General features: G+C 74.4%; 10 protein-coding genes and 1 pseudogene. 5 read left to right on the top strand and 6 right to left on the bottom strand.

Features of this window, described 5'->3' with window-relative positions:
- Positions 1 to 5: 5 nt before the first annotated feature.
- Positions 6 to 860, bottom strand: a complete 855-nt coding sequence (locus tag ACZ6ZP_RS11045; RefSeq protein ID WP_469406416.1) for a response regulator transcription factor — start codon at positions 858 to 860, stop codon at positions 6 to 8.
- A gap of 171 nt (positions 861 to 1,031) precedes the next feature.
- Between ACZ6ZP_RS11045 and ACZ6ZP_RS11040 the strand changes: the two genes are divergently transcribed.
- Genes ACZ6ZP_RS11040 through ACZ6ZP_RS11030 form a run of 3 tightly spaced genes read left to right on the top strand, consistent with a single transcriptional unit; the run spans position 1,032 to position 3,144 of the window.
- A complete protein-coding gene (locus ACZ6ZP_RS11040) occupies positions 1,032 to 1,793 on the top strand; it encodes a glycosyltransferase family 2 protein (RefSeq protein ID WP_399974073.1) in 762 nt (253 codons plus the stop codon).
- Complete coding sequence (locus ACZ6ZP_RS11035; RefSeq protein WP_469406415.1) at positions 1,790 to 2,455, top strand: TIGR04282 family arsenosugar biosynthesis glycosyltransferase; 666 nt, start codon at positions 1,790 to 1,792, stop codon at positions 2,453 to 2,455. Before ACZ6ZP_RS11040 ends, ACZ6ZP_RS11035 begins: the two co-directional genes overlap by 4 nt.
- Positions 2,452 to 3,144 carry a class I SAM-dependent methyltransferase gene (locus tag ACZ6ZP_RS11030; protein WP_361461255.1) on the top strand — a complete coding sequence of 231 codons (693 nt, stop codon included), beginning with the start codon at positions 2,452 to 2,454 and terminating at the stop codon, positions 3,142 to 3,144. The genes ACZ6ZP_RS11035 and ACZ6ZP_RS11030 overlap by 4 nt, the downstream gene beginning before the upstream one ends.
- On the opposite strand, the gene ACZ6ZP_RS11025 is transcribed toward ACZ6ZP_RS11030, so the two are convergent.
- Both ACZ6ZP_RS11025 and ACZ6ZP_RS11020 read right to left on the bottom strand, forming a co-directional pair.
- Positions 3,087 to 3,572, bottom strand: a complete 486-nt coding sequence (locus ACZ6ZP_RS11025) for a hypothetical protein (protein WP_351161375.1) — start codon at positions 3,570 to 3,572, stop codon at positions 3,087 to 3,089. The genes ACZ6ZP_RS11030 and ACZ6ZP_RS11025 overlap by 58 nt on opposite strands.
- Entirely contained in the window at positions 3,572 to 4,870 is a 1,299-nt protein-coding gene (locus ACZ6ZP_RS11020) for a molybdopterin-dependent oxidoreductase (RefSeq protein WP_469406414.1), read from the bottom strand. Before ACZ6ZP_RS11020 ends, ACZ6ZP_RS11025 begins: the two co-directional genes overlap by 1 nt.
- 113 nt (positions 4,871 to 4,983) lie before the next feature.
- Here ACZ6ZP_RS11020 and ACZ6ZP_RS11015 point away from each other — a divergent pair, with 113 nt between their 5' ends.
- The gene (locus tag ACZ6ZP_RS11015; RefSeq protein WP_469406412.1) at positions 4,984 to 6,342 is read left to right on the top strand and encodes a hypothetical protein; all 1,359 of its coding nucleotides are present in this window, start codon (positions 4,984 to 4,986) and stop codon (positions 6,340 to 6,342) included.
- 27 nt (positions 6,343 to 6,369) lie between these two features.
- Here ACZ6ZP_RS11015 and ACZ6ZP_RS11010 read toward each other — a convergent pair whose 3' ends face one another.
- Together ACZ6ZP_RS11010 and ACZ6ZP_RS11005 are read right to left on the bottom strand one after the other, a co-directional pair.
- Positions 6,370 to 7,296: a hypothetical protein gene (locus tag ACZ6ZP_RS11010; RefSeq protein WP_351161366.1), complete on the bottom strand. Its 927-nt coding sequence runs from the start codon at positions 7,294 to 7,296 to the stop codon at positions 6,370 to 6,372.
- 22 nt (positions 7,297 to 7,318) lie between these two features.
- Positions 7,319 to 7,711 carry a hypothetical protein gene (locus ACZ6ZP_RS11005; protein WP_383823402.1) on the bottom strand — a complete coding sequence of 131 codons (393 nt, stop codon included), beginning with the start codon at positions 7,709 to 7,711 and terminating at the stop codon, positions 7,319 to 7,321.
- Between the two features lie 81 nt (positions 7,712 to 7,792).
- Between ACZ6ZP_RS11005 and ACZ6ZP_RS11000 the strand changes: the two genes are divergently transcribed.
- Positions 7,793 to 11,608 (top strand): CHAT domain-containing tetratricopeptide repeat protein, encoded by a 3,816-nt coding sequence (locus ACZ6ZP_RS11000; RefSeq protein WP_469406411.1) that lies wholly within the window; start codon positions 7,793 to 7,795, stop codon positions 11,606 to 11,608.
- A gap of 372 nt (positions 11,609 to 11,980) precedes the next feature.
- Here ACZ6ZP_RS11000 and ACZ6ZP_RS10995 read toward each other — a convergent pair.
- Positions 11,981 to 12,680: pseudogene (locus ACZ6ZP_RS10995) on the bottom strand (response regulator).
- Between the last annotated feature and the right edge of the window lie 11 nt (positions 12,681 to 12,691).

Genomic DNA, 12,691 nt, shown 5'->3' with positions numbered 1-12,691 from the left:
GGAGGTCAGCCTTCGGCTCGGGGCGGCACGCGCCCGCCCTGGGGGTCCAGGGGATCGTGAACGGAGGGCACGGTGCGGACGGCCGGGTCACCGGCGCCGCTCGCCGCCTCTTCCTCGTCCTGTACATCGAGCTCGTCCGGTACGTCCGGTACGTCCGGTACGTCGAGACGGTACCCCACACCCCACACCGTCTGGATCAGTCGCGGTGCGGCCGGGTCGTCCTCGACCTTGCCGCGGAGTCTGCGGATGTGGACCGTGACCGTGGACAGGTCGCCGAACTCCCAGCCCCACACCTCCCGCATCAGCTCCTCCCGCCCGAACGCCTGCCCCGGATGGCGCAGCAGGAAGGCGAGGAGGTCGAACTCGCGGAGAGTCAGGGCAAGTTCGACCCCGCCCTTCGTCGCCCTGCGTGCCGCCGGGTCCACCCACAGGCCCGCGGCCGCCAGTGTGGCGACGGCCCCGGGGGCGCGGGCGGCGCGGCTGCGCCGCAGTACCGACTCCACCCGCAGGACCAGTTCGCGCGGACTGAACGGCTTGGTGACGTAGTCGTCGGCCCCCACCTCAAGGCCCATGATCCGGTCGTCCTCGTCGCCACGGGCGGTGAGCATGATGACGGGCACCGGGCCCTTGGCACGCAGACGGCGGCACACCTCCAGACCGTCCATGCCGGGCAGCATGAGATCGAGGACGACCAGGTCGGGCCGGAGAGCCCCGGCGCGCTCCAGGGCTCCGGGGCCGTCTCCTGCGCGGTCGACCGTGTAGCCGCCGCGCTCCAGGTAGCCCGCGACGACCTCGGCGACGGTCGGATCGTCGTCGACGACGAGCACCCTGGATGCGTGATCCTGCGGTGGTGGCTGCATACCGCCAGCCTCGCACCCGCGGGGCCAGAACCTGCCGGTCGAGCCTGCTCCCGGTCGCCGACGTTCCCGTTTCGTAAGACTCTGCCGTCCCCGTTCGCAAGACTCCGACGTCCCCGTTTCGTAAGAACCTGAAGTCCGATATGCCGGGTTCGGATTCATAGGGTGAACCACATGACCCCCTCCCCCTCCGCCGAACCCGACGCGCCGGACACACCCGATGCGCGCACCGTTCGGGTCGATGTCGTCCTGCCCTGCCTCGACGAGGCCGCCGCACTGCCCTGGGTCCTGGAACGCGTCCCCGAGGACTGGCGGGCCGTCGTCGTCGACAACGGCTCCACCGACGGCTCGCCGGACATCGCCCGCGCCCTGGGCGCCACCGTCGTGCACGAGCCGCGGCGCGGCTTCGGCGCCGCCTGCCATGCGGGCCTCACGGCGTCCGACGCCGACATCGTGTGCTTCTGCGACTGCGACGCATCCCTCGACCCAGGGCTGCTGCGGACCTTCGTACGCCGGGTGGCGGACGGCGAAGCCGATCTGGTCGTCGGACGGCGGCGCCCCCAGGGACGCGGCGCCTGGCCGCCGCACGCGCGCGCGGGCAACCTGGCGCTCGCCCGGATGCTGCGGCGGCGGACCGGCGTACGCCTGCACGACCTGGGCCCGATGCGTGCGGCGCGGCGCGAGGGGCTGCTCGGGCTCGACATGACCGACCGGCGCAGCGGCTACCCGCTGCAGATGGTCGTGCGGGCGGCCGACGCCGGATGGCGGATCGAGGAGCGGGACGTGCCGTATCTGCCGCGCGCCGGGAAGTCGAAGGTCACGGGGACGTGGCGCGGGACGTGGCACGCCGTGCGCGACATGCGGGCCGTGCTCGCGGAGCCACCGCGGGCCGCCTCCGTCGGCCACGCAGGGCGAGCGTCGGGTGGTGCCCGGTGACCGCGTGTGCGACGACCCTGCTCGTCATCGCCAAGGAGCCCCTGCCGGGACGGGTGAAGACCCGCCTCACTCCGCCCTACACCCCCAAGGAGGCAGCCGAGCTGGCCGCGGCCTCCCTCGCCGACACCCTCGACGCCGTGCTCGCGGCGCCCGCACGCCGACGCGTCCTGGTGCTCGATGGCCGGCCGGGCCCCTGGCTGCCTTCCGGCATCGAGGTGGTGCCGCAGTGCGCGGGCGACCTGGACGAACGGCTCGCCGCGGCATTCGCCGCCTGCTCGGGGCCGGCCCTCCTGGTCGGCATGGACACTCCCCAGATCACCCCCGGGCTCCTCGCCCCCGCGCTCGGCCCCGACGCCTGGCAGGACTGCGACGCCTGGTTCGGCCCCGCCGTCGACGGCGGCTTCTGGGCGCTCGGCCTGGCCGAGCCCGATCCGCGGCTGCTGCGCGGCGTCCCCATGTCGAGGCCCGACACCGGCGCCCTGCAGCGGGCCCGGCTCGCCGACGCCGGCCTGACGGTGCGCGACCTGCCGCCGCTGCGTGACGTCGACACGGCCGACGACGCGGGGAAGGTCGCCGGCACCGCACCGGAGAGCCGGTTCGCCGCCACGCTCGCACGCCTCGCGACGGCGGCCGGCCACGCGGGACCGGGCGGTGGCCGATGAGCACAGCGCCGCCGGACACCGCCCAGCGCAGGACCGGCCCAGGAGCCACGCCCTGGCGTGCGGATCCGTACACCAACGCCCTGCGCAACGGCCACGGCCCGCTGTTCCTGCGCCGCAGCGACGGCTGGCTGCTGCCCCTGGACGTCGAGCGCTGGTGCGCGGGTGCCGACGCCGCGGACCTCTCCGCGCTGCGCCGCTGCGAGGGCAGTGTCCTCGACATCGGCTGCGGCCCCGGCCGCCTGGTGGCCGGGGCCGCGGCCCGGGGCCATCGAGTCCTGGGGGTCGACGTCAGCCAGGCAGCCGTCGACCACACACTCCGGCTCGGCGGCACCGCGCTGCTGCGCTCCGTCTTCGACGCGCTGCCGGGCGAGGGGCGCTGGGGGACCGCCCTGCTCATCGACGGCAATGTGGGGATCGGCGGCGACCCCACCGCACTGCTCCGGCGTGTTGCCCAACTCCTCTCCCCCGGCGGCCTGTTGATCGCGGAGACGGTCCAGTTGGATGTCGACGAACGCGTCGAGGTGCACGTCGACGACGGGCGCGGCGCACCGGGCGAGCTGTTCCCCTGGGCCCGTCTCGGCACCCCCGCCCTGCTGCGTCACGCCCGTCCGCTCGGCTGGCAAGCCGCCGATCAGTGGAGCAGCGGCGGCCGTTCCTTCCTGGCGCTGCGCCGCGCGCGGCGCACCTGAAGCACCCGGCACCCGGCGGCTCCCGCGAACAGCACGGCCGTGACGGCCAGCCAGCGGGCGAGGAAGACGCCGGCGTGCAGCCCGGTGGCGGACTCATAGCGTTCCGCCCGGCCGGTGACGAGCGGGAACCACACCAGCAGCAACAGTCCGGACAGGAAAGCCGGAACGCGCACGTAGTTGATCCACTCCCGACGGCCCCACCGCCCCACGCCAGCCCGCAGCGTCCGGTCGGCCAGCGCGTACGCGGGCACGAACAGCAGGTCGTGCACCAGCGCCGCACCGACGAACCAGCCGGCGATCAGCAGCCACCGGCCGTCCAGGAGGCGCATCCCCGCATACCCGGCGAGCGCGAACGAGGCCAGCAGCACGAGAAGCTGGAATGGGCCCTCGCCGTACCACCGGCCCAAGCGGTGCGTGAAACCGGTCATCACAGCTCCCCGAAGGTCAGACGGGACACCCACTTGGTGTTGAGCACGCCGGGAGCGGCCGGAACGATGATCCGTGCCGGGTAGCCGTGGTCCGGCGACAGGTCCTCCCCGTTGACGTGCAGCGCGAGGAGGGATCGCGGGTCGCGGACCTGGTTGTCGCGCAACGCCGCCCTACGGAAGGCCCCGTGCCGCTGCAGGGATTCCACCAGGACGCCCGGAGGATCAGCGTCGAACCCGGCAAGGGCCGCGAGGTCGCGCAGCCGCACGCCGCGCCAATACTGATCCGACGTCGACCAGCCCTCCACGCAGGCGATCGGCAACGCGGCACTGTGCGAGGGGAGTTGGAGCAGCTCACCCCGGGACAGCCTGACGTCTCCCCGTGGGCCGCTGATGACCAGCCGCCACGCCTCACCGGTGTCGCGCGGCTCGACGCCCACCTTCCCGGCCGTCTTGTTGATCTGAAAGCCGTTCGGCCCGCTCCCCGGATCGCCACCGCCGTGCGGGGCGAACAACGCGGTGCGGCGCAGTGGCCCGTCCACGGTCTGCCCCGCCGTCGTCACGAACAGCAGGGCGGAGCCCGCGCCGACCATGCCGAGCGCTCCCCGCCGCGAAACGGTCGGCTCCGCGGGCCGTCTCGCCACGAGCCCCGCCTCGTCGGCTTCACCGGCTTCGTCGGCCTCGTCGGCCGGTTCGGGGCGCGGGTCCCGCAGCCGCTCGCGCCATCCCCGCTTCCGCAGGAGGCGGACGACCTGGGGCAGGCGCAGCACGACATGGGTCACGAACGCGCCGAAGAACACCCAGGCTCCGTAGAAGTGCAGTGGATAGAACGAGCCGGGAAAGAGGTACTCCAGCTGGACGTTGAGGACCCCGGTGACGAACTCGAACAGCGCACCGCCGACCAGCAGGAGCAGCGAGACCCGTTCCAGGGCGTGCCCGGGCGACCTCGCCGGAGGGAGCGTGAAGAGCTTCGGGATCACCGACCACAGCTTCGCGAGCAGCACCGGGATCAGCGTGATGCCGACGGTGACGTGCAGGCCCTGGTTGAGGCGGTAGAGCCAGTGCGGGTCGGTCGGCCAGTCGAAGAGGTAGAAGCCGAGGAGACCCTTGTCCGGTGTCTTGTCGTTGACGGGCGACAGGTTCGGGTTGTACGCGGCGTACGACAGCAGGCCGGTCACGAACAGCACCGTGACACCGGCCAGCAGAACGACGCCGAGAACCGAGGTGAGCCATGGTCCGCGCAGCGGGCTGCGCCAGAATCCGGGGTCGACAGGAGAGGTCACACGTGGTGCGGGGGGCATGGACCGACCGTATGCCGGGCCCTGCCCCGGGCGGGGTCCACGACTCATGACGAAACGCTGACGTCGCCCCTCGGACCCGCGTCGCCCGCTCCACCTGTGCCTACCGTGCAGACGTGAGCACCACAGACCACACCGGGCACCGCCGTGACCTGGCCGCGGCCTGCGGCGCGGCGCTGCTCGTCGCCGCGGCCGTCGTCGTCGGCGCCTCGATCGAGCACGCGGACGGCACGCTGCACCTCAACTGGCCACCCCTGTATGCCCAATGGGACCCGCACATCGGACCGGGCTCCCCCGCCGCGCTCGCGGTCGCCGTCGCCGTGATCGCGTACGCCCCCGCCCTCACCGCCCGGCTCTCCTGGCGGCCCCTGCTCCTCACCGCGTGGGCCGCTTCCATGGCCTGGATCTGGTCGCTCGCGCTGATCGACGGCCCGCAACGGGGCGTGGCGCGGCGGCTCACCACCAAGTACGAATACCTCCAGGTCATCGACCGCTTCGAGGACATCCCCGCGGCGTTGCGGGACTTCACCCGGCACATCCTGATCGACTCCCCCGGCCACTGGCCCGCCCACACCGCGGGCCATCCACCGGGCGCCACCCTCACCTTCGTCCTGCTCGACCGCGTCGGCCTGGGCGGCGGTGCCTGGGCCGGGGCCTTCTGCATCACCGCGGGCAGCACCGCCGTGGCTGCCGTCCTGATCACCCTGCGCGCGCTGGCCGACGAGGCGAGCGCCCGCCGGGCCGCGCCCTTCCTCGTCCTGGCCCCGGCCGCGATCTGGGTCGGCGCCTCCGCCGACGGCTACTTCGCCGCCGTCACGGCCTGGATGATCGCCCTGCTCGCGCTGGCGGCGACGCGCACGGTCCGCTTCCCCGCCGCCGCGGCCCTCGGCTCAGGCCTGCTGTTCGGCCTCACCTGCTACCTCTCGTACGGCCTGACCCTGTTCGCGCTCGTCGCCGCCGCCGTCCTGCTGATCACCCGTACCCGGCGCCCGCTCCCGCTGTTCCTTGCCGGTGCGGTCGTCGTCCCGCTCGTCTTCACCCTGGCGGGCTTCAACTGGTGGGAGGCGTACCGCCTGCTCGTCGAGCGCTACCACCAGGGGGCGGGCGGCATCAGACCGTACGGCTACTTCGTCTGGGCCAACCTCGCCTGCACGGTGCTGGTCGTCGGCCTCGCCACGGTGGCCGGCCTGCGCAGGACGGCGTCGGCCGCCCCCGGCGCGATCGGCCGCCTGCGCACCGGGCGGACGACACCCGCCGACCGCCTGACGGTCCTGGTCCTGACCGCCCTGCTCGCGCTGCTCGCCGCCGACCTGTCCGGGATGAGCAAGGCGGAGACGGAGCGCATCTGGCTGCCGTTCGCCACGTTCCTGCCGATGGCGACGGCGTTCCTGCCGACGGCGGGGCGGCGCCACTGGCTCACCGCACAGGCCGTACTCGCGCTCGCCGTCAATCACTTGCTGTTGACGGGGTGGTGAGGGTCTCCGAGGTGCTGAGGGACGCCATCAGTCGGCCTTGCGGAACACCTCCGACATCCCGTCCCCCGTGTCCTGGGCCAGCAGCCCCGTCGCGTCCGGCCCGAGCAGGCCGACGCGCGTGGCCAGTTCCCGTACGTGGACGTCGACGGCCGCCTCGGTGAGGCCCGCCAACGCGTCGAGCGCGGCCCGGGAACGGGAGCGGGCCACGGCCCCGCAGCCGACGGCGACCAGCGCGGCCGGCCACCACCAGCAGGCGAGCAGGGCATAGCCCACGGCCCAGGCGGCGAGACGGGCCGCGGCGCTGAAGGAGTCACGGGCCGCCTGGACCTGCCGCACGGCGGGTTCGGGGAGGATCAGCCACAGGCGTGGCCACAGGGCGGCGAGGTCCACGCCGTAGGCGCCCTCGACGCGGTCGGCGGTCGCCTGCATGCGGTCGCCGTACCAGGTGGGGCGGGTCGGCGCGCACAGCGAGATGCGGTCCCGGGCCTCGTTGCGTGCCTGGATCAGCGCCCACGCGCTCCTCGGGACCGTCACCGCGCCGTCCGCCCCGGCGCCGGTCGGGGTGGCGTGCGCGACGGCGTCCGCGAGCCTCGCGTCCGCTTCCCGCCAGCGCCGTTCGCGCCGTGCGGTGAGGGCACGCGAGAGCGGGTCCCGGCCGAAGCGCAGCCAGTGGTTCTCGATCGCGCCGCCGAGGAACTGCGCGGCCAGTGAGGCCGCGGCCGCGGTGAGCAGGGCGAGCGCCACCAGGAGTGCGGCGGTGCCGGTCCTGTCGAGCGCGGGGCGTGCGGCCAGGTCGTCCAGGGTGGCGCGCAGCCGGTCGGCGTCGTGCCAGTGGCGGTGCCCCAGCTCGACGCCGACGGCCGTGACGGCGAGGAAGAGCGCGCCGGGCAGCACCAGCAGGTTCAGCCAGCGTTCGGTGAGCTTGCCGCCCAGGGTGGCGAGGAGGGGGTTCATGAGGCCGGGAGCCCGGAGGCGGTCACTGCCCGGGGCCCAGTCGGGCCTTGCGCATGCGTGCGCCGTTGACCGCGCACTGGGGGGCGGGCAGCAGGTCCCTGGCCCGCTCGAGCCGGCTGCAGCGGGCCGGGCCCGGGCACACGGCCACCCTGATGTGCGGCGCGAGGCCGGGCGTCGTGGCGCCCCGGGAGCCGTTGACCAGACCGCCCGCGGCCCCGGCCCGGCGCAGCGCGTCGTCGAGGGACTCGTAGCACTCCGCGATCTCGTCGGCGCCCGCGCCGGACCGCAGCAGCTCCCTCGCCCGCTCGGCCGGCTCCCGGACACCGGGCTCCGCCATGTCGTCCGGCGAGCCGAGCAGCGAACACAACGCCGCTGTGCCGGAGGCGAGTTCGGGATGGTCGGGCGATACGGTCATGCTCCAAGTGTGCCGGAAAGCAGGCAGAGTCGATGGTGGATCGTCGTGCTGCCGGAGTCGACCACAGGGGGGAGACACGAGGTGAGGGACGACCGGGACCGGCTCGTACAGGCGATCCGCGCGCGCGTCGCACGGGCCGGGACCCCGGACGGGGGTGTGCACAGGGACGTGGTGTGCGGTCCCGAGGCCGATGCCGAACTCCGGGGCCTGCTCCGGAGCACCGACACCAGGGTCGACCTGGAGGCCCGGCACGTGGCCGGCTGGCTCTGCGCCGCCCGCGCGGCGGCCTCCTGCGACGCGCAGGGCAGTGTGCACGGCGCCATGGCCGGCACGCTGCTCTTCCCTGTGTGGGTGGCCGATCCCGGTCTCGTGCCACCGCAGTTGGCGGCCGGTTACGAAGCCACCGACCCCGCGGATCGCCCCGACCCGGCGAACGCGGACGGCCCCGCCGAGTGGTCGGCCGAGTGCGCCGCGGCCGTGATCGCGGCCGAGGGCCGACAGCACCGCCCGCCGCCGGACGCCACCAAGGACGACCTCCGGCTGTACGAACTGGCCGTACGGGTGGGCTCATCGGTACCCACCCGTGAGGTGCTGGTGGGCCTCGCGGTCGCGATGGCCGGCCTCGCCGTCCTCGCGACGCCGGAGCACGACCCCGCGTACGCGACCCGGGTCGCCGATCTGGCCTACGCGCAGTCCCTGGCCGGACGGCACCCGGGCACCGACGAAGGCCCGGACGCGGCGCTGTGTCTCACCCACCGCACCCTCAAGCGCCTTCCTGCCGAGGCCCCTGAACGGCTGCTCACGCTCAGCAACCTGGGCGTCCAGTTCCTGGAGCGGTACCAGCGGTCGTACGACGTGGACGACCTGCACGAGGCGGTCGGCACGGCCCGTGACGTGCTGGCCCAACTGCCCCCGCACAGCCAGCATCTGGCCCACTGCCTCAGCACCCTGGGCGGCGCGCTGCTGGCGCTGCGGCAGCGGGAGGGCAGTACGCCCGAGGAGTGCGACGAGGTGGTGGACCTGTTCCGCCGTGCCGCTCCCGGCGATCCGAAGGGCCCGGCGGCGGCAGGCATCAACCTGGGCCTCGGGCTGATCCTGCGCCACCAACGCAGCGGCAGGCCGCACGACCTGCACGAGGCGGTCGACGTACTGACCGGGGCGCTGGAGGCGTCACAGGACCCGGACCAGCGCACCGGCGTCCGCGGCGTCCTGGGCAACGCGCTGCGCGCCCGGTACGCGCTCACCGGCGATCCCGCCGACCTGGACGCGGCGATCACCCACCTGTCCGCCGTGGTGGCCGCGTCCGGCGAGCCGACGCCCCGCACCGCGGTGCGGCTGATCGCCCCCGCGATGGCCCTGCACGCGCGGTACGGCCTCGACCCGGAGGCCAACAGCGCGGACCTCGCCGAAGCCCTGCGGCTCCTGCGCCGGGCCGAGAAGCTCCTGCCGCCGGGCCACCCGGAGCGGCCCGTGACCCTCAGCGACCTCGGGATGGTCCTGAGCACCGGCTACCAGCACACCGGAAACCCGGCGGAGTTGAACGATGCCATCCAGGCCCTCCGGGAGGCGGTGGCGCTCACCTCCGAGGCGCACGAGATCCTCGGCGTACGGCTGCTCAACCTCGGCATGGCCCTGGGCCTGCGCCACCGCCTCACCGAGGACGGCGAGGACCTGCGGGAGGCCCAGGAGTGCCGGCGCCGGGCCGCGCAGCTGCCCGGCCTGGGGCCCGCGCACCGGGCCGCGCTGGTCGGCTCGACGGCGATCAGCCGGCTGTCGGGATACGAGCGTGCCGCCGACCCGCCCGCCCAACTCGACGAGGCGATCGGGCTCTTCAGGCAGGCCCTCGCCCTCACCCCGGCGGACGATCCCCGGTTGCCGCACCGGCGCCACAACCTGGCCATGGCCCTGATGACCCGCTGCCGGGCGGCACACCAGCTCGGCGACGCGCGGGAGGCACGCGCTCTGGCCGACGCGGTGATCGCCGCGCTGCCCGCGGACTCCCCCGAGCTTCCCGGCGCCCTTGCGGTGGCCGCCGGCGCCCGCCTCTCCAGCCTGGGCGCCCTGATGTCGTCGACGCTCAGGAACGAGGCGATCGCGCTGTTCCGCCGCGCGGTCGAGGTCACCCCGCCCGGCCACGCGCGGCGCACGCTGCGCCTGACGAACCTCGGCAACGCCCTGCGGGACCAGGCGGCCCGCCGCGACCGCCGGGCGGCTGTCGCCGAGGCGGCCGACGTGTTCCGGGCCGCGGCCCTGGAGGAGCAGTGCGCGCCCTCCGAGCGCCTGGACGCCGCACGGTCCTGGGGCGACGCCTGGGCGGAGCTCGGTGTCTGGGACCGCGCCCTCGACGGGTACGTGGTGGCGGTCGACCTGCTGCATTCCGTCGCCCCGCGCCATCTGGTCCGCGACGACCAGGAGTTCCTGCTGAGCCGGACCATCGGGTTGGGTGCCGCCGCGGCGGCGTGCGCCGTGCGCTGCGGCCGTCCCCAGCTGGCGGTGGGGCTCCTCGAACAAGCCAGAGGCGTGCTGCTGTCCCACGCCTTCGACGCCGACAGCGATCTGACCCGGCTCCGGGAGGCCGCCCCGGACCTCGCCGACCGCTTCGAGGAACTGCGCGAGGCCCTCGACACGGCGACCGGCGGCGGGCAGTCGCTCAGCGCCGAACCGCTGGGCCAGGCCCCCGTGGCCGCGCGGGCGTCCGCCGCCCGAGCCGACCGACGCCAGCAACTGGCCGCCGAATGGCGGGAGCTCACCATCCAGATCCGTGCCGCGCACCCCGAGCTCGGCCTGCTGCGCCCGGTGCGGGAGTGGCACGAGCACGAACTGCGCGCGACCGCCTCCGCGGGACCGGTGGTCCTGGTCAACGTGTCCCCGTACGGCAGCGACGCGCTGGTCGTCGGCGAGCACTCCATAGCCGCCGTACCGCTCCCGGGACTCGATCCGGGGACGACGACCGCACGCCGGACGGCCTTTCAGGACGCGCTGCACCGCATCGACGCACCCGACACTTCCCGAAAGCAGTCGCAGCGCGCCCAGCAGGTCGTACGGGAAACGCTCGGCTGGCTGTGGCAGGCGGTGGTCGCCCCCGTCCTGGGCAGCTTGGCAATCGATGCCTTGCCCGCCGACCGGCTCCCCCGGGTCTGGTGGTCCCCCGCCGGAGCCCTGGGCACGATGCCGCTGCACGCGGCCGCCCCCGCCGACGGCGCGTCCGGCGCGCTGGACCGGGTCATCTCCTCGTACACGCCGACCCTGCGGGCGCTGCACCACGCCAGGCAGCGGGCCGCGCGCCCGGCGGGCACCGGTGCGCTCGTCGTCGCCGTCGGCGAGGCCGCGGACTTCGCACCGCTGCCCGCCGCGCACCGCGAGGCCGAACACCTGGCACGGCTGCTGCCCGCCCCCGAGGTGCTCACCGGCGCGTCGGCCACCCACTCGGCGGTGGTCTCCGCCCTGCACCGGCACGCGTACGCGCACTTCGCCTGCCATGCCGTGGGAGATCTCGACCGGCCGTCCGGCAGCCGACTCGTCCTGCACGACCACACCGAACGCCCGCTGACCGTACGCGACCTCGCCCGGCTCCGGCTGCCATCGGTGCGGCTCGTCTACCTCTCGGCCTGCGACACCCTGCGGACCAGCCCCGAACTGGCCGACGAGGCCGTCCACATCGTCAGCGCCTTCCAGATCGCAGGCTTCCCCCATGTCGTCGGCTCGCTGTGGCACGTCGACGACACGATCGGCGCGCGGGTCGCCCAGGGCGTGTACGAGGCCTTGAGCACGGGTGACGACGGCACCCTGGCAGTCGACCGAACAGCCGAGGCCCTGCACTCAACCGTGCGAGCACTGCGCGACACGTATCCCCAGACCCCAAGCCTGTGGGCCTGCCAGGTGCATGCGGGGCCCTAGGGCCGACTGCGGTGCGGGTTGGACTGGTGCGGGCCGGGCCGGGTGCGGAATGGGCCGGGTGCGGAATGGGCTGGTGCGGGCCGGGCCGGGTGCGGAATGGGCCGGGTGCGGGCCGGGCGTGTCCGGCGCAGGCCGACGCGGTGCGGGATGGCGCGGTGCGGGCTGGGCCCGTTCGGGCTGGTGCGGCGCGGTCCGCGCAGGCGTAAGCCGATGCGGCGCGGGATGGCTCGGTGGGGGATGGCTCGGTGGGGCGTCGCTCGGTGGGGGATGGCTCGGTGGGGCGTAGCTCGGCACGGGGCAGCGCGACTCGGGACAGGGCAGCGTGGCCCGGGACAGACCAGCGCGGGCCCGGCACAGGGCAGCCCGCCCTCATCAGGGCAGCGGCGGGGAGGAGCCCGGTGCGACGAGCCCGCTCTGGTAGGCGGCGGCGATCGCCTGGGCCCGGTCGCGCATTCCCAGCTTCAGGAGAATCCGCCCGAGGTGTGTCTTGACCGTCGCCTCGCCGATGAACAGATGGGCGGCGATCTCGGCGTTGGAGAATCCGTGCGCGACCAGGACGAGGACCTCGCGCTCCCGGCCGGTGAGCGCCGCCAGTTCCTCCGGGGCCGGTCTGATCCTCTCCGGCCTCGCGGCGAACTCGGCCAGCAGGTCAGCGATCACGGCCGGATCCAACCAGCCATCCCCCGCCGCCAACGCCCGTACTGCCCCGGCCAGTTCGCCGGGAGCCGCGTCCTTGAGCAGAAAGCCGGAGGCCCCGGCGCGCAGCGCCTGGTAGACGGCCTCACTGACGTTGTACGTCGTCAGCACGAGCACCCGCGCCTCGCCGGGAAAGGCGTCGGCGGTGATCTGCCGGGTCGGCGGTGATCTGCCGGGTCGCGTCGACGCCGTCCATGCCGGGCATGCGCACATCCATGACGACGACGGTGGGGCGCAGTTCGGCCGCGAGGGCCACGGCCTCGACCCCGTCGGCGGCCTCGCCCACCACCTCGATGCCGTCCTCGCCGGTGAGCAGCATGGCGAGCGCGGAGCGCACCATGGCCTGGTCGTCCGCGAGCAGCACCCGGATCACCACGCTCCTCCTGC

The sequence above is a fragment of the Streptomyces sp. NPDC054047 genome (genome assembly GCF_055585065.1).
The sequence above is the reverse complement of the archived record's forward strand: the minus strand, read 5'-3'. Positions and strand labels throughout refer to the sequence as shown.

Coding starts and splice junctions, on each gene's coding strand:
- ACZ6ZP_RS11045 (WP_469406416.1), bottom strand. CDS start 860: ATGCAGCCACCACCGCAGGATCACGCATCCAGGGTGCTCGTCGTCGAC.
- ACZ6ZP_RS11040 (WP_399974073.1), top strand. CDS start 1,032: ATGACCCCCTCCCCCTCCGCCGAACCCGACGCGCCGGACACACCCGAT.
- ACZ6ZP_RS11030 (WP_361461255.1), top strand. CDS start 2,452: ATGAGCACAGCGCCGCCGGACACCGCCCAGCGCAGGACCGGCCCAGGA.
- ACZ6ZP_RS11025 (WP_351161375.1), bottom strand. CDS start 3,572: ATGACCGGTTTCACGCACCGCTTGGGCCGGTGGTACGGCGAGGGCCCA.
- ACZ6ZP_RS11020 (WP_469406414.1), bottom strand. CDS start 4,870: ATGCCCCCCGCACCACGTGTGACCTCTCCTGTCGACCCCGGATTCTGG.
- ACZ6ZP_RS11010 (WP_351161366.1), bottom strand. CDS start 7,296: ATGAACCCCCTCCTCGCCACCCTGGGCGGCAAGCTCACCGAACGCTGG.
- ACZ6ZP_RS11005 (WP_383823402.1), bottom strand. CDS start 7,711: ATGACCGTATCGCCCGACCATCCCGAACTCGCCTCCGGCACAGCGGCG.